This is a genomic window from Agrobacterium sp. 22-214-1 (genome assembly GCF_053522465.1).
Map to the genome: position 1 here is coordinate 208981 of NZ_JBNWCK010000006.1, position 18789 is coordinate 227769.

The window sequence follows — 18789 nt, forward strand, 5'->3', positions numbered from 1 at the left end:
GATGAGCAAAGACCAAGGTTCGAATATCAGGGAAGTGGCAGCTCTCGCGGGCGTTTCCATCGCGACCGTATCGCGGGCGCTGCAGCAACCCGACAAGGTTCGCCCGGAAACCCGAAAGAAGGTTTTCGACGCCGTCCGGCAGGCCAACTTCGTTCCCAATGCGCAGGCGGCAAGCTTCCGCCGCCAATCCAACAATACCGTCATCCTTCTCGTTCGCGATATCGGCAACCCGTTTTATCTCGAAATCTACAAAGGCGTTGAGGAAGCGGCGGGCGAAGCGGGCTTCAAGGTGCTGATGGGCGACGCCCGCAACGACGAGAATCGCGTGGCGACCCATATCGACATGGTGCGCCAGAAACATGCCGACGGCCTGATCCTGATGACCGGCCAGTTTCCCGCCGAGCTTCTCGAACAGGGCGATGCGCTGCCGCCGATTGTGATCGCGTCGGAAACGGTGCCCGGCCTCGCGCTGCCGACCGTCAAGGTGGACAACCGCGCCGCCTCCAAAAACGCCATGCGCCACCTCATCGAGGCGGGACATCAAAGGATCGTGCATCTGGCCGGTCCGGTCCCGGAAAGTCTGGCGCAGGAGCGTTTCGATGGTTATCGCGCGGCACTTGCCGAAGCCGGCATCGCTTATACCGACGAACTTGTCGTGACGGGCGATTACAGCATCGAGGCCGGACGTCAGGCAATTGGCAGCCTTCTCGAAGGCGGCATTGCCTTTACCGCAATCTTCGCATCGAGCGACCAGATGGCGATTGGCGCGATCAGCGAATTGCGTGCGCGTGGCGTTTCGGTTCCGGCCGATGTCTCCGTCATCGGCTTCGACGATATCATTTTCGCCAATGCTTTCGAGCCGCCGCTGACCACGGTGCGTCAGCCCCGCCAGGAAATGGGCCGCAGGGCCATGGCGCTGATGGTGGATCGCCTGAACGGAAAACGCACGGCTGAAACCATCGTGCTGGATACGGAACTGGTGGTGCGCGGCTCGGTCGCGCCCTGCCGCCCGCCGCATCGGTAGCGGCCAGACTGTGAATGCAAGGAGTGTAAGGACATGAAGACGATCAAAGGCCCGGCGATTTTCCTCGCGCAATTTGTCGGGGACAAGGCCCCCTTCGACACGCTCGACAATCTCGGTCAATGGGCGGCTTCCCTCGGTTACAAGGGCATTCAGGTGCCGACCGATCCTAGGCTCTTCGATCTTGAAAAAGCCGCTGCCTCCAAGACCTATTGCGACGATATCAAGGGTCGTCTGGCGGAAATGGGTATCGAGATCACCGAGCTTTCGACCCATATTCAGGGTCAGCTCGTCGCCGTTCACCCGGCCTATGACGAAATGTTCGACGGTTTTGCACCTACCGAACTGCGTGGAAAACCGCAGGCGCGGCAGGAATGGGCGGTCAACCAGCTGAAATATGCGGCGAAAGCCTCGCAGCATCTCGGCCTCAAGAGCCATGCCACCTTCTCCGGCGCACTTGCCTGGCCCTTCGTTTACCCATGGCCGCAGCGCCCGGCGGGCCTCGTCGAACTGGCCTTTGCGGAGCTGGGCAAGCGCTGGACGCCCATTCTCGATACATTCGAGGAGAATGGCGTCGATCTCTGCTACGAACTGCATCCGGGCGAAGATCTGCATGACGGCATCACCTTCGAGCGTTTTCTCGAAGCCACCGGTAACCACTCGCGCGCCAACATCCTCTACGATCCCTCCCACTTCGTCCTTCAGGCGATGGATTATCTCGATTTCATCGACATCTACCACGAGCGCATCCGCGCCTTTCACGTGAAGGATGCCGAGTTCAATCCGACCGGCCGTTCCGGCGTTTATGGCGGTTATCAAGGCTGGGTCGACCGGCCGGGTCGTTTCCGCTCGCTGGGCGACGGGCATGTCGATTTCGGCGCGGTGTTCTCCAAGCTCACTCAATATGATTTCGACGGCTGGGCGGTGCTGGAGTGGGAATGCGCGCTGAAACACCCGGAAGACGGCGCGCGCGAAGGCGCTGGCTTCATTGAAAACCACATCATCCGCGTGACCGAGCGGGCTTTCGACGATTTCGCCAAAAGCGGTGTCGATGATGCCGCCAATCGTCGCCTTCTCGGTCTCTGAAAGGAAACTTCATGTCCTCCACGATAGCAAAATTCGATAGCCGCCGTATTCGTCTCGGCATGGTCGGCGGCGGTCAGGGCGCCTTTATCGGGGCGGTGCATCGCATCGCGGCCCGGCTGGATGACCGTTACGAACTGGTGGCCGGCGCGCTTTCTTCCGACCCGGCACGCGCTGCCGCTTCGGCAACCTTGCTCGGTATTGCCCCCGAGCGTTCCTACGTCTCGTTTGAGGAAATGGCGGCGTCTGAGGCTGGACGCGAGGACGGTATCGAGGCGGTCGCCATCGTCACGCCGAACCATCTGCATTTCGCCCCGTCCAAGGCCTTTCTCGAAGCCGGCATCCACGTCATCTGCGACAAGCCGGTGACCGCGACGCTGGAGGAAGCGAAGGCGCTGGCCGAGATCGTCAGGGCATCCGACAGCCTGTTCGTCCTGACGCATAATTACACCGGCTACGCGATGTTGCGGCAGATGCGCGAGATGATCGCTGATGGATCCATCGGCAAGCTGCGCCACGTTCAGGCCGAATATGCGCAGGACTGGCTGACCGAAGCCGTTGAAAAGACCGGGGCAAAGGGTGCGGAATGGCGCACCGACCCCAGCCGTTCCGGCGCTGGCGGCGCAATCGGTGATATCGGCACGCACGCTTTCAACGCCGCTGCCTTCGTCACGGGCGAAATCCCGACAAGCCTTTATGCCGATCTGACGTCGTTCGTTCCGGGCAGGCAGCTGGATGACAGCGCCAATATTCTGCTTCGTTATGCAAGCGGCGCGAAAGGCATGCTCTGGGCGAGCCAGATCGCCGTCGGCAACGAAAACGCGCTGTCGCTCCGGGTATATGGCGATAAAGGCGGGCTTGAATGGCACCACCGGGTGCCGGATGAGCTGTGGTTCACGCCTTACGGCGAGCCGAAGCGGCTGATCACGCGCAATGGCGCGGGTGCAGGCGATGCCGCCAACCGCGTCAGCCGTGTGCCGTCAGGGCACCCGGAGGGATATCTCGAGGGTTTTGCGACGATCTACCGTGAAGCCGCAGATGCAATCATCGCAAAAAGGGAGGGAAAGACAGCCGCCGGGGAGGTGATTTATCCCGGCATAGAGGACGGCCTTGCGGGTCTCGCATTCATCGATGCGGCCGTCCGGTCCAGTCGGACCTCGTCCTGGGTCGGGATCGACATCTAGCTCGCCCAATATCGGGCACGGACGACGCAGGGCACAGGAGGCGGTGCCCGGCATGACCCGGCCAGACGGCCGGGAAAGGCGAGGGCACGCGTGTCGTCATATTGATCAAACGGAAAGGGAGTTACGCGTTTGAAAACGTTCAAGTCAAAATTCGCTGGCATGGCATTCGTCGTCGGATTGGCGGCCGGTTTCGCAAATCCGGTTTTTGCCGATGACAGCAAGGTGCTGCCGATTGCCGCGCAGATGTACACGCTGCGCAATTCCGGAACGCTGGAGGAGCAGCTTGCCATTCTCAACCGCGCCGGCGTTTCCGCCGTGGAAACCGTGGATATGCAGAAGGTCAGCGCCGGCGAACTGAACACATTGCTGGAAAAGCACAAGATCAAGGTCATTTCCTCGCATGTGCCGATCGACAAGCTGCGCGGCAATCTCGATGCGGTCATCACCGAGCAGAAGGCTGTCGGCAACCCGGTCGTGACCGTGCCGTTCCTGAAGCCGGAAGACCGCCCGAAGGACGCTGCCGGCTGGACCGCCTTCGGCAAGGAGCTTGGCGGTTACGCGGACAAGCTTTCCGCGGCGGGCCTCTCCATGGCCTATCACAACCACGACTTCGAGATGGTCGAATTCGACGGCAAGACGGCGCTTGAGCTTTTGCTCGATGCGGCAGGCCCGAAGCTGCAGGCCGAAGTCGATGTCGCCTGGGTGGCGCGCAGCGGCAATGATCCTGCCGAATTCCTCGGCACGTTGAAGGGCAAGGTTTTCGCCATCCACGCCAAGGACAATGCACCGGCCGGCACGGCGGAAAACGAGCGTGGCTTCGCCACACTCGGCACCGGCGTTCTCGACTGGAAGACAATTCTGCCGGCGGCCAAACATGCCGGCGCAAAATGGTTCATCCTTGAGCACGATCTTCCGCTCGATGCCGAAGCGGTGGTGACCAAGGGCAACGCGTTCCTCAATGAACGCCTTCCGACCATTCAGTAAACACTGCCAGTGAAACCAGAACCGCTCCCCGGCGGCCGGTTTCGGCGGGGAGCATGAGGTTCGACAGACGCATGACCAGTTTCCGCCGCGTCGCGACGGGAGGCGCGTTGCCCTGTCGTTTTTTCCAAGCTCACATCGGAGGAGTTATCATGGCAAACAATCATTATGATGCGATTGTTGTCGGCTCGGGCATCAGTGGAGGCTGGGCCGCAAAGGAACTTACGCAAAAGGGCCTGAAGGTCCTGATGCTGGAGCGCGGCCGTAATATCGAGCACATAACCGACTATCAGAATGCCGACAAGGAAGCCTGGGATTACCCCCATCGCAACCGCGCCACGCAGGAGATGAAGGCGAAATACCCCGTTCTCAGCCGCGATTACCTGCTAGAAGAAGCAACGCTCGGCATGTGGGCCGACGAGCAGGAAACGCCCTATGTCGAGGAAAAGCGCTTCGACTGGTTCCGTGGTTACCATGTCGGCGGTCGCTCGCTGCTCTGGGGCCGCCAGACCTATCGCTGGTCGCAGACCGATTTCGAGGCCAATGCGAAAGACGGTATCGCCGTTGATTGGCCCATCCGCTATGAGGATGTTTCTCCATGGTATGACTATGTCGAGCGCTTCGCAGGCATTTCCGGCAGCCGCGAGGGCCTGGATATTCTCCCCGATGGTGAGTTCCTGCCGCCCATTCCGCTCAATTTCGTGGAACAGGATGTGGCCAGCCGGCTGAAAAAGGCGTTCAAGGGCACGCGCCACCTCATCAATTCACGCTGCGCCAACATCACCCAGGAACTTCCCGATCAGGAGCGTACGCGCTGTCAGTTCCGCAACAAGTGTCGGCTGGGCTGTCCCTTCGGCGGCTATTTCAGCACGCAGGCCTCGACCCTGCCTGCGGCGGTCGCCACCGGCAATCTGACGCTCAGGCCTTTCTCCATCGTCAAGGAAATCCTTTACGACAAGGACAAGAAAAAGGCGCGCGGCGTCGAGATCATCGATGCTGAAACCAATCTGACCTACGAATACACCGCCGACATCATCTTCCTCAACGCCTCGACGCTGAACTCGACATGGGTGCTGATGAATTCTGCCACTGATGTCTGGGAAGGCGGTCTCGGCAGCAGCTCGGGCGAACTCGGCCACAACGTGATGGATCACCATTTCCGCATGGGCGCGACAGGCCAGGTGGAAGGTTTCGAGGACTTCTATTTCAAGGGCCGTCGTCCGGCGGGCTTCTACATTCCACGTTTCCGCAATACCGGTGACGACAAGCGTAAATATCTGCGCGGTTTCGGGTATCAGGGCTCCGCCAGCCGTTCGCGCTGGGAACGGGAGATCGCCGAACTCAATATCGGTGCCGACTACAAGGAGGCCCTGACGGATCCGGGCGGCTGGACCATCGGCATGACCGCCTTCGGAGAAATGCTGCCCTATCACGACAACCGCGTGAAGCTCGATCATGACAAGAAGGACAAATGGGGCCTGCCGGTCCTCTCCATGAATGTCGAGATGAAGCAGAACGAACTCGACATGCGCGAAGACATGGTCAATGACGCCGTCGAAATGTTCGAGGCGGTCGGCATCAAGAACGTCAAGCCCTCGCGGGGCAGTTACGCCCCCGGTATGGGTATTCACGAAATGGGAACGGCCCGCATGGGCCGCGACCCGAAAACCTCCGTCCTCAACGGCAACAACCAGGTCTGGGATGCGCCCAACGTATTTGTCACCGATGGCGCCTGCATGACTTCGGCCTCCTGCGTCAACCCGTCCCTGACCTATATGGCGCTGACGGCGCGTGCCGCCGATTTTGCCGTTTCCGAACGCAAGAAGGGGAACCTGTGATGAACAGACGCGAACTGCTGAAACTGATAGCCATTGCCACCGGCCTTCCGCTGATCGGCGCGGATGTCCTCACGGCTGCCGAAAACGCTGCCAAGCCCGCCGGCGCTACCCACGTCTTCACCCCGGAGGAAATCCGCTTTCTGGACGAGGTGGCGGAAACCATCATTCCGCGCACCTCCACGCCGGGGGCGAAGGATGCCGAAGTGGGTGCCTTCATGGCCGTCTATGCGGCCGATTGTTATACCGACGAACAGCGGACACTTTTCCTTTCGGCGATTTCCGACATCGACAAGCGCAGTCAGGCCGAACACAAAAAGGCCTTTCTGGAGCTGACGCCGGAACAGCGGCAGGCGCTGCTTGCCGCGCTGGACAAGCAGGCCAAGGCGGAACAGACGCCTGCAAAGCCGCACGCCTTCACGCTGGTCAAGCAGTTGACGCTGCTCGGCTTCTTCACCTCGAAGATCGGGGCCACGGAAGTTCTCGTCTACGACGAGATTCCCGGCGGTTTCGAAGATCGCGTTCCCTACAAGAAGGGCACGCCCGCCTGGGGCACGACCTGAAGAGAGAACTGTTGGCCCGTCCGCATTTGCAGACGGGCCACACTCAAGCGGCAAGACAAGGATGACACGATGCGCAAGACAGTAATCATCGCGGCGGCTATGCTGATCGCAAGCACCGTTCCCGCTCTTTCGGAGGGCGATGTTGCCAAGGGGGAGGCGGTGTTCAAGCGCTGTTCCGCCTGTCACGCCATTGGCGAGGGCGCGAAAAACAGGGTCGGCCCGCAGCTTAACGGTATCATTGGCCGTGCGGCAGGCGGCGTGCCTGACTATACTTATTCGGCTGCGATGAAAAAAGCGGGCGAGGACGGCCTTGTCTGGACACCGGAAGAATTGCGGGATTTCCTGAGCGCGCCCAAGAAGAAAATACCCGGCAACAAGATGGCGCTGGCCGGCATCAGCAAGCCGGAAGATCTGGACAATCTCATCGCCTATATCGAAAGCGCCGCTTCGAAGCCGGCTGAGTGAGAGCAGCACGGCTGCCCGGTGGAAGTAAAACTCCTGGCGAAGGTCAGGCGCCTGCGCGCTACACCTGGCTCACTTCGCCCTCCGCCAGCTGCGCGAGGCCCGGCAGATTGCAGACCAGAAGCTTCTGCCGTCCGCCCTGCACCAGCCCCTTGCTCTCCCAACTGCTGAGGATGCGGGAAACGGTGTGCAGTGTCGTGCCGGTCATTTCGGCTATATCCTGTCGCGAGATTGGAAAGTCAATGCGGATGCCGTCCACCTCTTTACGTCCCGCCTGTTGCGAAAGGCGCAGCACGGCGTGGGCTACCCGGCGCTCCACCTCCTGCGTCGACATTTCGCGGATGCGCGTATGGGCTTCCTCGAGGCGCTGGCCGATGGTCTGCATGGCGGAAACGGCAAGATGTGGGTTCTGTTCGACGAATTGCGGCCAGAGGTCCGTCTGCCAAGAGAGTATGACGCTTTCGGCAGCGGTCGTGGCGGTGCCGGGATAATCGGACCGTTGCAGCGCCCGGGCAAAACCGAAGAGATCGCCGGGATGCACCACGCGCACGATGATCTGCTGGCCGTCATGGGTCACCTGCGTCACCTTCAGGCGGCCGTGGATGAGCAGAAAGAAATGCGTGGCCGATTGGCCCTGCTCGAAAATGGCTTCGCCCGGCGGCACCAGCCGGGATGTGGCGTGGGTCAGCAGCCCGTCCAGCTCATCGTCGGCCATCTTGGCAAACAAGGCCAGCGACCGGATGACGCTTCGGTCAATCTTCACTTGCACCCTCTCCGGTGATTGGCCGCCGCCCTGGTTCCCGCAATGGGCACCCGGGTGTCGGCCTCTTCTGTATCCTCACAATACAGCACTATCACGGGTCGAAGAAGATCAAATGATATGAATCAACCGATTGTTTTTATTGACGATTATCAAGAAAATAGAGCGGTTGCGCGAAGCTTTTCGAGAAGCGGCGCATACCAGCGCGTATCCCTCACCAGCCGGAAACCCAGATTGTCCGGCGGCACGCCGACGGCGCAGCCGCCGCTTTTCGGGTTTTTGACGAAGGCGCTCATCGCCGCCCGGTGTTTTCCCGAAGCGACGGGAATGCCGCAGGAGGCGACGGTGTCGACTACCTCGCCATCCGTGCCGAGCGTCACACGGTGGCTGCAGCTGGAGGTCCATTCCCAGACATTGCCGCCGAAATCGGCAAGGCCATATTCGTTTTCGCCGAAGCTGCCATAAGATTGCGGAACGGGGTTGCCCGAGGCCTTGCGGCTGGTCTGCCGCTCGTAATCCGCCAGCCAGCGCAAAGCGGGGTTTTCACTATCCCCAGCCACACCGAGCGTCTCATCCGGGAAAAGCGACCCGGCGGCGAAGGCCAGTTCAGCGTCGCTCGGCAGGCGCCAGACAGTGCCTGTCCGTTCGCTCAGCCACGCCGCATAAGCGCGGGCGTCGTCCTGGCTGATGCCGGTTGCCGGTATCGCGCCGCCGACCGGAGCGGCAAAGCCGGGTTCCGGCTGCTGACAGCCGCCTTCCGCCACGCAGCGTGCATAATCCGCACTCGATACCTGATATTTCATGATCGTCAGATTTTGCCGCATCGCCACGTCGACCATCGGGCCATCGACGGCATAACCGTTTCGGAAATATTCTCCCTCCGCCCGATAGGTGAAATGTCCCGCGGGCACGGTGATGACCTGCGGAGCGATTATGGCGGCGCGTGGATCGGCGCCGCTGCGGATGATCCCGGACTGAAAACCGATGGCCGTTGCCAGAAGCGTTGCAAGCGAGAGCGGCAAAAGAAGCGAGACGGCATTTGGGAAATGGTTGTTGCCGGGAATGCCCATGGGAACCTGCCTGCGTCAAGAAGACGCTAAAGTTCGGACCTGCTTTCAGGCCGCATAGCAGAAGGGGGAGCGCGCCGCGACCGCTGGCGGCGGCGCGCTCCCGTTTGTGTCAGATGCTCGAGGGGGCGAGCACCGCCTGCATCAGGTTGTTGTTCCACTCACCCGTCACCTTGAAGTGCGCGGCCGCGCCTAGCTCGAAAGCTTCAATGAGGTTGTGGTTGACATAAGCGTAGATGCCGGGCTGCTCGAAGGTATAGAAGGCCGCGCCCGCCGTGCCGCCGGGAATGAACCAGGTTTCCTGGTCGAGATCCGGCGGGTTGCGGAACTTGCCCGTCGCCCAGACATAATCGCCGTGGCCGCCGATGAGGTGCGGGCGGGTATCGCGGTTTGCCTGCGAATGGACGATCAGCACCTTCTCGCCAACGGCGGCCTGAAGGGCGTGTTCCCCGGTCAGGGCGCCGACTGCGCCGTTGAAGACGATGTGGCTCGGCGTCAGCTTGCGCATCACCTCCAGCGTGTCGGCCATGGCGTCGCCGGCGCTTTCATATTTCTTGAAATTGCCGTTCTCGTCGCGGGGAATGTAGAAGTCCTGCTCGCCGACATAATAGACCTTGTCATAAACAAGCTCCTTGCCGTGGCCGTCCGTCAGGCCCTCTCGCGGCAGTACCATGATCGCGCCATTCATGCCCGAGGTGACGTGCCAGGGCACCATGCCGGGAGGTGCGCAGTGATAGACGAAGACGCCGGCCTTGGTGGCCTTGAAGCGCAGGATCGCCTTTTCACCGGGGTTGACGATGGTGAGCCCGCCGCCGCCAAGCGCGCCGGTGGCCGAGTGGAAATCGATATTGTGCTGCAGCTCGTTGCTATCGGGGTTGATGAGGGTCAGTTCGACATAGTCGTCCTGATGCACCACCATCAGAGGCCCGGGAACCGAGCCGTTGAAGGTCATGGCGTGGACCTCGGTGCCCTTGTCATCGAGGATCATCTTCTGCTCTTTGATCGTCAGCGTGAACTCGACGATCTTCGGTCCACCTTCGGCTTTCTGCGTGTGGGCGTGCACGAAGGGCGGTTTGACGAGATCAACTTTTACGCGAGGTAGCGCTGCAATCTCTGCGCTCGTCAATGGCTTGGCTGCGGCCTTCTTTTCCTCTGCCGCGCTCGCTGCCGATGGCATGATGACGGGAGCTATAGCCCCTGCAAATGCTGCGCCTGCGAGAATATTACGCCGTGTGATGTGGAAGGTTTCCGTCATCATTCTTCTCCTATCCCTCTTAGGGCAGAGCATGTTTCGCTCTGTCACAGCATTTGTAGCGGAGGGGCGGAAATACAATTTGAGATGGAGCAAACTTCGCTTTCGGCACCCTGCGACATTTTGGCAGGCGGCTGAAGGCCGGTGAGGAAGCGTCGCACCGCCTCTTTGCCTGTTCGCAAAGAAGCCGGACGGGCTTGGGTCTAGACATATGTCAAGACCAAGCAAGGAGCATTATAATGAGTGGCAGCGAAACCGTTCTCACCCAAGGGCGCAGCCGGCCGAAGGGCGGCATTCCACGAGGGCTGGCGCGCACCGGCCCGGTTATCTTTTCTTACGGCTTCCGGCCGTTTTTCCTCGGCGGCGCCCTCTGGGCCATCGTGGCGATGCTGTTGTGGATCGCAGCCCTTTCCGGCTTCATCGACCTCGGCGGGGATTACGGCGCACCGAACTGGCATGCCCATGAGATGCTGTTCGGTTTCGCTTCGGCGGTGCTGGCGGGCTTCCTCTTAACGGCCGTGCCGAACTGGACGGGGCGGCTGCCGGTATCGGGCAAACCTTTGGTGTGGCTGTTTGCGCTCTGGTGCGCCGGCCGGCTTTTCCTGCTTGTGCCGGATCAGGTAGGCGTGGTCACCGCCGCAGCCGTGGATGGGCTTTTCCTGCCGGCACTTCTCACGATCTGCGCGCGCGAGGTCATTGCCGGGCGCAAATGGAAAGACCTGAAAGTGCTGGGCGGGCTACTGGCGCTTTCCATCGCCAACATCGTTTTCCATGTGGCGGCGATCGAAGGCGACCTGAGCCAGATGGCAACCCGCCTCGCGGTCTCGGCCTATACGGTTCTTGTCATCATCGTCGGCGGCCGCATCGTGCCGAGTTTTACCCGCAACTGGCTGAACCGTTTCGGCCGCACGGATTTCCCCGTGCCCTATAACGGCTTCGATACCGCCGCCATCCTCACTGGCATCGTTGCGCTGGCCGTCTGGACGATAGAGCCCGAGAGCATCGTGGCGGTGCCAACGGCGCTTCTGGCCGCGTTCATGCACGCCGTGCGTCTGATCCGCTGGCGCGGCTGGACGACATGGCCGGAGCAGGTGCTGGTGGTGCTGCATGTGGCCTATGCCTTCATTCCCGTCGGTTTCATCACCATAGCGCTGGCGGCTCTTGACGTCATGGACACACGCTCCGTCCTGCATGTCTTCACCGTCGGCGTTATCGGCTGCATGATGCTTGCTGTCATGACGAGAGCGAGCCTTGGCCATACCGGACGCAAGCTCGCGGCCAGCAGGGTCACCATTGCCGCTTATGCGGCGCTGATCGCCTGCGCGCTGCTGAGACCGGCAGCCGAGTTCTTCCCCGGTGCGATGATGCATCTTTATGCCTGCTCGGCGCTCTTCTGGATCGTGGGTTTCGGCCTCTTCTGCGTTGAATATGGGCCGATCCTGATGCGCGAGCGCAAACCGCTGAAAGCCTAGATTGCTTGCGACGCCGCTAAAACGAAACGCCCCGGAAGCAATTTCCGGGGCGTTTCGTTTTCTGGGGATTTGATTTCTGGCTTAATGCGCGCCGGCACCGGCGCGGATGAAGATGCGAAACGCCGTGCGCGCCTCGTCGAAATTGCCGGCCCATTGGTGGCCCCTGGCCAGAAGGTCCGGGTAAAGAAAGGTCGGTTCCTGCGGCATCAGCACGAAGATCACGGCACCCGGCGGAAGACGGTCAAGTGCGGCAAGAGTGCGGCTCGCCTGGCCTTCGGTCGTCTCGTCGCTCAGATCGAGATAGACGACCGGATCGGGCCATATCTGCGGCTCCTCGGCATTACCCGCAAGCGCCGGTGACACGGAAATCTGTTCGGTCTCAGTGGATTGCGGCGTAAACAGCACTTCCCAGTCACCGCCGCTGATTTCCCTGACCTTATGGTCGAAACCGCGCTCGGCCATCACCTTGAACAGCGGGACGGGCCGGAAGGTGGCGTATAATCGCAGCGCCTCACCGGGAGCAAGCCCGGCCACGGCTTCCATGATGGCCGGAAAGGGCTCGCCGCCGCTCTGCAAAAGCGGACGGACATCGAGTTCCCTGATCATTTCCGTCATTGCATCACCTCATCTGTCGGCTGGCGGCGGCAAAGGCCGGCCGCCAGAGGTCTTTTCACCACGCGGCCGGGGCAGGGGTCAATGTTCGGATCCGCAGCAGCATTCGCAGCCGGACATATCGTCCTCGGAACCTTCGGCCTGTTCTTCAAGCCGGCCGATATCGAGGCGCCAGACTTCCGGACCCTGTTCGAGATATTCCCAACCGAACTGGCCAGGGAAATTGGTGGCGAGCTGGTAAAGCAGCGGACGGGGATCGTGATCGCTGGTGATCTGCAGCGATTGCCCCTCATTCAATGCGCTGAGCGCACCAAAAATGCGCGGATGGCGTTCGCCATGCGGAATGATGCGCACATCGATATTGGTTGCGGTTTGGGCTTCGGACATAGGCGGGCTCCATGGCCGCGGATGGAATGATGTCCGGCGGTGCGGCCGGCCGGCGGACTGGAAAAACCTATCTGCCGGGCGGTCGGGAGACATTGTCGCTGCGCAAACAAACCTGAGATTCGTCAGGTCCGTCTGCGTTATATGCGTCACCCGGCAAGGTTGCGATAGATCGCCGGCAGCGCCGATGGCAGCTTGGCGATCCTGTTGACGATGGCATAACCGTTCTGGCCGAACATGGCCGGAATATAGGATTGCGCCTTGCTGTCGACCGTTACGCCGAAGACGCTGACGCCCGAGCGCCGCGCCTCGGAAACCGCGCGGCGGCTGTCCTCTATGGCGAAGCGGCCCTCATAATGATCGACATCGTTCGGCTTCCCGTCCGTCAGCAGCAGAAGCAGCTTGCGCCGCTCCGGCCTGTCATGCAGCTTGGCGCTGGCGTGGCGGATGGCGGGGCCGATGCGGGTGTAGAAGCCGGGTTTCAGCGCCGCGATGCGCCGCTCGACAGCGTGGCCCATCGGCTCATCGAAATCCTTCACCGTTTCCACCCGCACCCAGGAACGGCGGCGGGAGGTGAAGGTCAGGATGGAGTGACTGTCGCCGCAGGCGGAAAGCCCGTGGGCAAGCACCAGCAAGGCTTCCTTCTCCACATCGAGAACCCGGCGATTGTCGAACCACGCATCGGTCGATAGCGACACGTCGACGAGGATTGTTACGGCAAGATCATGCGCCTGTGGGCGGCTTGCCATATGAATGCGGTCGCTGCCCTGTCCGCCGGCGGCGATATCGCTTCTGGCGCGAACCACCGCGTCAAGATCGAGATCGTTGCCGTCAAGCTGGGCGCGCAGCATCTCGTGGCGTGGCCGCAGCACCTCGAATTGCCGCCTGACCCGGCGGATGAGGCTTTTGGTGTCCGGGCCGGGTTCCGGTGCCGTCTCCGCGTCTTTCGCCGGACCGGCGATGACCCGGCAATGATCGGTGAGATAGCTGCTGCTGCGATAATCCCATTCGGGATAGGTGAGCTCTGCCGTCAGCGCGGTATGGTTCAGTGCTTCGGGCGGCAGGTCGAGATCGAAGCGGAAGCGGGCGGAAGGACGCCCCTTTCTTTCACCCAGCGTCATATCGTCAAGCTCGTCCGCCGCGCTGCCATCGGCATCGTCGCTATCGTCACCCGGCCGGTCGACATTGACCATCTCGGCCATGGCGAGGATTTTTTCGAAACGGTTGAGGATGAAGGGGCTGCGTTCGGTCTGGCGGTTCTCGGTCTTTTCGCGCACGGCGATATGGCGGGCCGCTTCCGCGCCCTGCGGCGCGGCGCCCGCTGCCGGCTGGTCTTCGCTCTGCCTGGCCTCGGATGTTTCGCGCAGCAGCGTGTCCGGCCATAGCGGCACCGGCAACATCGGCAGGTAGCGCGGCGGCGCCTTGGCCGGAAAGCCGGCGGGTGGCGCATGGCCGTCGATCCCTGCCGCATCGGCGAGCATGGAAAGCACCCGTTGTTCCACCTGCTGCTCCGCCTGCGGCAGCGGCCGTTTCTGCCGCACCGCGAGCATGGCGGCGCAAAGCCGGCGATAACGGGCCTTCATTCCGGGGAAGGCATGGATGACGGCTTTTGCCAGTTCTGCGGCGCGGTCGAGCCGGGCAAGATCGTTGCGAAGCGGGTCGGCGGCCATGACTGGTTCAAGCGGCATCATCGCCATGGCGGCGGCGAGCCAGAGATAAAGATCGCGGTTGAGACGCCGGTCGGGAAACAGATCGAGCACCGGCGGCAGCATCAGCGTGGCATGATCGCGTCCTGGCTGGGCGAGCTTCTCTTCGCCAAGACCCATGCGCTGGCGCAGCCTCAGCCGGTGGCTGGAGGTGCGGGCGCGGGCCGGCGCGATCTGCACCGCATGTTCACCGCCAAAACCGCGGAAACATATGGCCAGCACGGCCTGCATATCTTCCAGCTTCACGGCATGATCCGGGAAGCGCGGCCATGTGCCGGTTTCGCCGATCAGCCTGTGCCAGGCGCGGCCGACGGTTTCTTCCAGTTCCAGAAAGTCCAGCATGGTTTATCCTCATGGCATCGGACCCGGAACGCGCGGGGCCGCGCAATCCGGTGTGGATATCAAAGCGCCTATCGAATGATCGCATCCGCGACTTCATGCAGCGCGGCCTTCACATCCGGCTCGTCGGTCAGCGGTTCGATCATGGTCGCGCGCACGGCCTGACGGGCGGGAAGGCCGGTATCGATGAGGCTGGCGCAATAAACGAGCAGACGGGTGGAGACGCCTTCCTCAAGGTCATGGCCCTTCAGGCCGCGCAGCCGGTGGGCAAGATCAACGAGCGGCTCGACGTCGCGCGCATCCAGCCCGCTTTCATGCGAAACGACGGCGATTTCCTGCTCCTTGGGCAGAAAATCGAATTCAATGGCGACGAAACGCTGGCGGGTGCTGGGCTTCAGGCTTTTTAAAAGGTTCTGGTATCCGGGATTATAGGAAACGACGAGCATGAAGCCGGAGGGTGCTTCCAGCACCTCACCGGTGCGCTCCAGCGGCAGGATGCGACGGTCGTCGGTGAGCGGATGCAGCACGACAGCCACATCCTTGCGCGCTTCCACAATCTCATCGAGGTAACATATGCCGCCCTGGCGCACGGATCGCGTCAGCGGGCCGTCCATCCACACGGTTTCGCCGCCTTTCAGCAGGTAACGGCCGGTCAGATCGGCGGCGGCGAGGTCGTCGTGGCATGAAACGGTGGAAAGCGGCAGGCCGAGTTTCGCCGCCATATGGCTGACGAAACGGGTCTTGCCGCAACCTGTCGGGCCTTTCAGCAGCAGCGGCAATTGCCGCACCCAGGCGCTTTCGAACAGCGTGCATTCATTGCCAAGCGGGGTGTAGAACGGCGTGTCCGGCAGAGGCTGCGGCGCGGGGCGGAATATCGTGTTCATGGTCATCTCCATGTTTGTTGATAAGGAACCGGCTCTCCGGGGGAAAAGGAGAGCCGGTCCGTTTTCTCATTCGGCGGGTTGCACGAGGCGGGCAACGTCACCCTGTTTTTCTTTGCCCGGGACCAGGATTGCCCAGATGAACATGGTCGCCGAAATGAGAACCGCGAAACCGGAGCCGAGGCGGATCCAGTAGAAGATCGCCAGCTGGTCCTGCACATCCATGAAGCTTTCGCCCATGACCCGCTGAAGCTGGATTTGCACCACGCCGGCGAAGGTCAGCGCGAAGGTCATCACCGACATGGCCGTGCACATGACCCAGAAGCTCGTCATCGAAAGCCACTGGTTGTAGGGCGCACGTTTCTTCATTTCCGGCACGGCATAGGCCATCATGGCGAGGTTCAGCATCACATAGGCGCCGAAGAAGGCGAGGTGCCCGTGAGCGGCTGTCAGCTGCGTGCCGTGGCTGTAATAGTTCACCGAAGACAGCGTGTGCAGGAAACCCCAGACGCCGGCCCCGAAGAAGGCCATGACCGAGCAGCCGATCGACCACAGAAGCGCTGCGCGGTTCTCATGCTTGCGGCCGGCCTTCCAGGTCATGACGAAGGTGAAGATGACCATGGTGAAGAAGGGGGCCACTTCCAGCGTCGAGAACAGCGAACCGATCCACTGCCAGTAACCCGGTGCACCGATCCAGTAATAGTGGTGGCCGGTGCCGAGGATGCCCGAGAAGAGGGCAAGGCCGACGATGACATAGAGCCATTTTTCCACCACTTCGCGGTCGATGCCGTTGAGCTTGATCATCAGGAAGGCGAGGATCGAGGCCATGATCAGTTCCCACACACCTTCCACCCAAAGATGGATGACGTACCACCAGTACATCTTGTCGAGCGCGAGGTTCATGGGGTTGTAGAAGGCGAAAAGGAAGAAGATCGCCAGACCCCAGAGACCGAAGAGCAGGATGTTGATAACCGTGGTCTTGCGGCCCTTCAGCGCCGTCATGGTGATGTTGAACAGGAACATCAAAACGACAAGCACGATGCCGACCTTGATGGCGAAGGGCTGTTCGAGGAATTCGCGGCCTTCATGGATGCGGAACATATAGCCGACCACGGCGACGGCGGCGGCCACCAGGAAGATCCAGAACTGCGCGATGGCGAGTTTGGGGCTGTAAAGCTCGGTTTCCGTTTCTTCCGGCAGAAGATAGAAGGTCGAGCCCATGAAGCCCATTAACAGCCACACGACCAGTGCATTGGTGTGGATCATGCGCACGATGTTGAAGGGCAGAAGCTCGGAAAGCGTATTGGGCAGCACGTAGATCGTCGCGGCGACGACGCCGAACAGGATCTGCGCCACGAACAGCCCGATTGCGCCGTAAAAATACAGCATGGCGACTTTTTGCGTCTGGTATTTCATCTCGTCATCTCCTTGCCGTCAGCCTCAACCCGCATCGTTCGGCGGCCAGTTCTGCGTCTTGATCCGGCTCGTCCATTCGAGGAAGTCGACGAGATCATCGAGTTCCTGTTCGGTGAGATTGAACTGCGGCATCTGGCGGCGGCCTTCGATGCCGGTGGGCTGGGCGGCCATCCACGCCTTGATGGAATCGCGCGCCGCTTCCTTGTCTTCCACGCCGCCATAGCGCTTCCAGACATTGCCGAGTTCGGGCGCGAAATAGGCGCCTTCGCCGAGCAGCGTGTGACAGTTGATGCAGGAATTTTTCTCCCACACATGCTTGCCGCGCGCGACGCTTTCGGTCAGCGTGCTTTCATCCGTCGAGGTGGTGCGCATGTAATAATGGCTATGGGCCGTCAGCCCGACGAATATGGCGAAGAAGAAGATGGAGCCGCCGTAAAAGACGTTTCGCGCTCCTGTTTTGGTCAGGCGTTCTGCCATGCCAATGGTCCTTTCCATCCGGAAGACCGCTTATGCGGACTGGCTTGATCGAACCCTCTTGCCGGAATTTGCCGGCAGGCTTCGGGTCTCGCCCCTTTCTAGCCGCTGGCCGCCGGCGTTCTTTGCCATTTGGCAAACAAGTGGAGAGGTGGTGTGGTCCGCTTTTTCAGAGCGAGAAAATGCCCTGCAGGAACGCCCGCAACAGGGCTGCGGCGGCAAAGATGGCCGGCCATGCCAGAAGTGCCGTGCGCAGCAGGCCACGCTCTTCGCGAAAGCCCAGAAAATCGTCGATGACGCGTCTGGATTTCATGAGCGCGAAAAGCAGCATCAGGCAGGCGGCGGCGACCGGTGGCAGAAGCGCCGCTTTCCACGATGTCACGACGGCTGTGCCGGCGAGAACGAGAATGGCGAGTGCTGCAAAACTTCTCGCAAGCTGGCGGGAGGTGCGGTGGATCATGATGTCAAACCAGATAAATAACGGGAAAAATGACGATCCAGACCAGATCGATGATATGCCACAGCGTTGTCACCAGCGTGACGTTCTCGTTTTTGGGAAAGACTGCGACGAGAAACAGCAGCACGGCCACGAAGACCACATGCAGCAGGTGGAAGCCGGTGAGCAGGAAATAAAGCTCAAAGAAAGCGCCATAGGCGGGATCGGACGCGAATGCGATTTCGGTGGAGTATTCATAGAGTTTTACGCCGACGAAAGCGAAACCCAGCAGGCCGGCAAGCGCGAGCGCCCGCCTTCTGCCCGGCAGCGCGGTGTGGCGACTGGCCGCAACGGCCGCCTGCCAACCGCTCGCCAGCAAAATCAGTGTGTTGAGGCCGGCAAGTTGTGGCTGCAGATGTTGGCGCGCGGCGGCGAAGGCCTCGGGATTGAGGGTGAAGGCAATGATGAAGGCGCCGGTCAGCGCGCCGAAAGCGGCAAGTTCGCTCCAGACCAGAATCCACAAAAGCAGGTTTCCGCTTTCCTCTTCCGTATTGATCGCCATGGCCTTGTCCGTAATTGTAAAACAGCAAGCCACGCTTAGGCGTCCTCAAACCCCGCTTCTTTGCGGTCGGTCAAAGAAGGGAGCGCGCAAAGTCCTATTGTCATGACAAAGCGCAACTCTCAAAAATGGAGCTTCCCATGAACGACGCGCAGGTCGGGCTGATTGTCGCAACCCCTGTTATCATTGGCTTTGCGGTGCTGTTGTACCGTATGGGAGTTTTGCAGCGCATGGGCGCGGTTTCCGCCGTGCTTGCCTCCGTGGCGATCGCGTCGGTGCTGTTCCTGAACCAATGAGAAGAC

20 protein-coding genes are annotated in these 18789 nt (G+C 61.1%); 9 read left to right on the forward strand and 11 right to left on the reverse strand.

All coding sequences use genetic code 11. The features are described 5' to 3' along the window. Position 1: 1 nt before the first annotated feature. The 7 genes from ACQZ5G_RS20425 (at position 2) to ACQZ5G_RS20455 (ending at position 7132) form a co-directional block, all read left to right on the forward strand. The gene (locus ACQZ5G_RS20425) at positions 2–1024 is read left to right on the forward strand and encodes a LacI family DNA-binding transcriptional regulator (protein WP_448738645.1); all 1023 of its coding nucleotides are present in this window, start codon (positions 2–4) and stop codon (positions 1022–1024) included. A 33-nt stretch (positions 1025–1057) separates the two neighbouring features. Then, on the forward strand, positions 1058–2107 hold the full coding sequence (locus tag ACQZ5G_RS20430) for a sugar phosphate isomerase/epimerase family protein (RefSeq protein ID WP_448738644.1): 1050 nt from the start codon (positions 1058–1060) through the stop codon (positions 2105–2107). Between the two features lie 11 nt (positions 2108–2118). After that, a complete protein-coding gene (locus ACQZ5G_RS20435; protein WP_448738643.1) occupies positions 2119–3288 on the forward strand; it encodes a Gfo/Idh/MocA family protein in 1170 nt (389 codons plus the stop codon). A gap of 129 nt (positions 3289–3417) precedes the next feature. Continuing rightward, positions 3418–4272, forward strand: coding sequence for a sugar phosphate isomerase/epimerase family protein (locus ACQZ5G_RS20440; RefSeq protein WP_448738642.1), 855 nt, complete (start codon positions 3418–3420; stop codon positions 4270–4272). A 149-nt stretch (positions 4273–4421) separates the two neighbouring features. Beyond that, complete coding sequence (locus tag ACQZ5G_RS20445; protein WP_448738641.1) at positions 4422–6107, forward strand: GMC oxidoreductase; 1686 nt, start codon at positions 4422–4424, stop codon at positions 6105–6107. Next, the gene (locus ACQZ5G_RS20450) at positions 6107–6667 is read left to right on the forward strand and encodes a gluconate 2-dehydrogenase subunit 3 family protein (RefSeq protein ID WP_003522050.1); all 561 of its coding nucleotides are present in this window, start codon (positions 6107–6109) and stop codon (positions 6665–6667) included. Before ACQZ5G_RS20445 ends, ACQZ5G_RS20450 begins: the two co-directional genes overlap by 1 nt. A gap of 69 nt (positions 6668–6736) precedes the next feature. Next, on the forward strand, positions 6737–7132 hold the full coding sequence (locus ACQZ5G_RS20455) for a c-type cytochrome (protein WP_448738640.1): 396 nt from the start codon (positions 6737–6739) through the stop codon (positions 7130–7132). 58 nt (positions 7133–7190) lie between these two features. On the opposite strand, the gene ACQZ5G_RS20460 is transcribed toward ACQZ5G_RS20455, so the two are convergent. The 3 genes from ACQZ5G_RS20460 to nirK form a co-directional block, all read right to left on the reverse strand. Beyond that, the gene (locus ACQZ5G_RS20460) at positions 7191–7892 is read right to left on the reverse strand and encodes a Crp/Fnr family transcriptional regulator (protein ID WP_448738639.1); all 702 of its coding nucleotides are present in this window, start codon (positions 7890–7892) and stop codon (positions 7191–7193) included. Between the two features lie 149 nt (positions 7893–8041). Then, the gene (locus ACQZ5G_RS20465; protein ID WP_448738638.1) at positions 8042–8959 is read right to left on the reverse strand and encodes an SUMF1/EgtB/PvdO family nonheme iron enzyme; all 918 of its coding nucleotides are present in this window, start codon (positions 8957–8959) and stop codon (positions 8042–8044) included. Positions 8960–9068: 109 nt separating this feature from the next. Further along, on the reverse strand, positions 9069–10211 hold the full coding sequence (nirK, locus tag ACQZ5G_RS20470) for a copper-containing nitrite reductase (RefSeq protein ID WP_065655301.1): 1143 nt from the start codon (positions 10209–10211) through the stop codon (positions 9069–9071). 236 nt (positions 10212–10447) lie between these two features. On the opposite strand from nirK, the gene ACQZ5G_RS20475 reads away from it, so the two are divergent. Next, complete coding sequence (locus ACQZ5G_RS20475; protein WP_448738637.1) at positions 10448–11680, forward strand: NnrS family protein; 1233 nt, start codon at positions 10448–10450, stop codon at positions 11678–11680. An 81-nt stretch (positions 11681–11761) separates the two neighbouring features. Here the strand turns inward: ACQZ5G_RS20475 and ACQZ5G_RS20480 are convergent, their stop codons facing one another. The 8 genes from ACQZ5G_RS20480 to ACQZ5G_RS20515 all read right to left on the reverse strand — a co-directional run bounded on the left by ACQZ5G_RS20480 (position 11762) and on the right by ACQZ5G_RS20515 (position 18490). After that, positions 11762–12295, reverse strand: a complete 534-nt coding sequence (locus ACQZ5G_RS20480; protein ID WP_448738636.1) for a DUF2249 domain-containing protein — start codon at positions 12293–12295, stop codon at positions 11762–11764. A gap of 78 nt (positions 12296–12373) precedes the next feature. Then, a complete protein-coding gene (locus ACQZ5G_RS20485; RefSeq protein ID WP_448738635.1) occupies positions 12374–12679 on the reverse strand; it encodes a DUF2249 domain-containing protein in 306 nt (101 codons plus the stop codon). Between the two features lie 146 nt (positions 12680–12825). Next, positions 12826–14724: a VWA domain-containing protein gene (locus tag ACQZ5G_RS20490; RefSeq protein ID WP_448738634.1), complete on the reverse strand. Its 1899-nt coding sequence runs from the start codon at positions 14722–14724 to the stop codon at positions 12826–12828. A gap of 68 nt (positions 14725–14792) precedes the next feature. Beyond that, positions 14793–15605, reverse strand: a complete 813-nt coding sequence (locus ACQZ5G_RS20495; protein WP_003520971.1) for a CbbQ/NirQ/NorQ/GpvN family protein — start codon at positions 15603–15605, stop codon at positions 14793–14795. Positions 15606–15671: 66 nt separating this feature from the next. Then, on the reverse strand, positions 15672–17018 hold the full coding sequence (locus tag ACQZ5G_RS20500) for a cbb3-type cytochrome c oxidase subunit I (RefSeq protein WP_448738633.1): 1347 nt from the start codon (positions 17016–17018) through the stop codon (positions 15672–15674). Between the two features lie 24 nt (positions 17019–17042). Further along, the gene (locus ACQZ5G_RS20505) at positions 17043–17495 is read right to left on the reverse strand and encodes a c-type cytochrome (RefSeq protein ID WP_003520968.1); all 453 of its coding nucleotides are present in this window, start codon (positions 17493–17495) and stop codon (positions 17043–17045) included. Between the two features lie 166 nt (positions 17496–17661). After that, on the reverse strand, positions 17662–17952 hold the full coding sequence (locus tag ACQZ5G_RS20510) for a hypothetical protein (RefSeq protein ID WP_448738632.1): 291 nt from the start codon (positions 17950–17952) through the stop codon (positions 17662–17664). Between the two features lie 4 nt (positions 17953–17956). Next, positions 17957–18490 carry a cytochrome c oxidase subunit 3 gene (locus ACQZ5G_RS20515; RefSeq protein ID WP_003520965.1) on the reverse strand — a complete coding sequence of 178 codons (534 nt, stop codon included), beginning with the start codon at positions 18488–18490 and terminating at the stop codon, positions 17957–17959. A 137-nt stretch (positions 18491–18627) separates the two neighbouring features. On the opposite strand from ACQZ5G_RS20515, the gene ACQZ5G_RS20520 reads away from it, so the two are divergent. After that, entirely contained in the window at positions 18628–18783 is a 156-nt protein-coding gene (locus tag ACQZ5G_RS20520; protein WP_003504656.1) for a hypothetical protein, read from the forward strand. The last annotated feature ends 6 nt before the right edge of the window (positions 18784–18789 follow it).

Coding starts and splice junctions, on each gene's coding strand:
- ACQZ5G_RS20425 (WP_448738645.1), top strand. CDS start 2: ATGAGCAAAGACCAAGGTTCGAATATCAGGGAAGTGGCAGCTCTCGCG.
- ACQZ5G_RS20430 (WP_448738644.1), top strand. CDS start 1,058: ATGAAGACGATCAAAGGCCCGGCGATTTTCCTCGCGCAATTTGTCGGG.
- ACQZ5G_RS20435 (WP_448738643.1), top strand. CDS start 2,119: ATGTCCTCCACGATAGCAAAATTCGATAGCCGCCGTATTCGTCTCGGC.
- ACQZ5G_RS20445 (WP_448738641.1), top strand. CDS start 4,422: ATGGCAAACAATCATTATGATGCGATTGTTGTCGGCTCGGGCATCAGT.
- ACQZ5G_RS20450 (WP_003522050.1), top strand. CDS start 6,107: ATGAACAGACGCGAACTGCTGAAACTGATAGCCATTGCCACCGGCCTT.
- ACQZ5G_RS20455 (WP_448738640.1), top strand. CDS start 6,737: ATGCGCAAGACAGTAATCATCGCGGCGGCTATGCTGATCGCAAGCACC.
- ACQZ5G_RS20465 (WP_448738638.1), bottom strand. CDS start 8,959: ATGGGCATTCCCGGCAACAACCATTTCCCAAATGCCGTCTCGCTTCTT.
- nirK (WP_065655301.1), bottom strand. CDS start 10,211: ATGACGGAAACCTTCCACATCACACGGCGTAATATTCTCGCAGGCGCA.
- ACQZ5G_RS20475 (WP_448738637.1), top strand. CDS start 10,448: ATGAGTGGCAGCGAAACCGTTCTCACCCAAGGGCGCAGCCGGCCGAAG.
- ACQZ5G_RS20480 (WP_448738636.1), bottom strand. CDS start 12,295: ATGACGGAAATGATCAGGGAACTCGATGTCCGTCCGCTTTTGCAGAGC.
- ACQZ5G_RS20485 (WP_448738635.1), bottom strand. CDS start 12,679: ATGTCCGAAGCCCAAACCGCAACCAATATCGATGTGCGCATCATTCCG.
- ACQZ5G_RS20490 (WP_448738634.1), bottom strand. CDS start 14,724: ATGCTGGACTTTCTGGAACTGGAAGAAACCGTCGGCCGCGCCTGGCAC.
- ACQZ5G_RS20495 (WP_003520971.1), bottom strand. CDS start 15,605: ATGAACACGATATTCCGCCCCGCGCCGCAGCCTCTGCCGGACACGCCG.
- ACQZ5G_RS20500 (WP_448738633.1), bottom strand. CDS start 17,018: ATGAAATACCAGACGCAAAAAGTCGCCATGCTGTATTTTTACGGCGCA.
- ACQZ5G_RS20505 (WP_003520968.1), bottom strand. CDS start 17,495: ATGGCAGAACGCCTGACCAAAACAGGAGCGCGAAACGTCTTTTACGGC.
- ACQZ5G_RS20510 (WP_448738632.1), bottom strand. CDS start 17,952: ATGATCCACCGCACCTCCCGCCAGCTTGCGAGAAGTTTTGCAGCACTC.
- ACQZ5G_RS20515 (WP_003520965.1), bottom strand. CDS start 18,490: ATGGCGATCAATACGGAAGAGGAAAGCGGAAACCTGCTTTTGTGGATT.
- ACQZ5G_RS20520 (WP_003504656.1), top strand. CDS start 18,628: ATGAACGACGCGCAGGTCGGGCTGATTGTCGCAACCCCTGTTATCATT.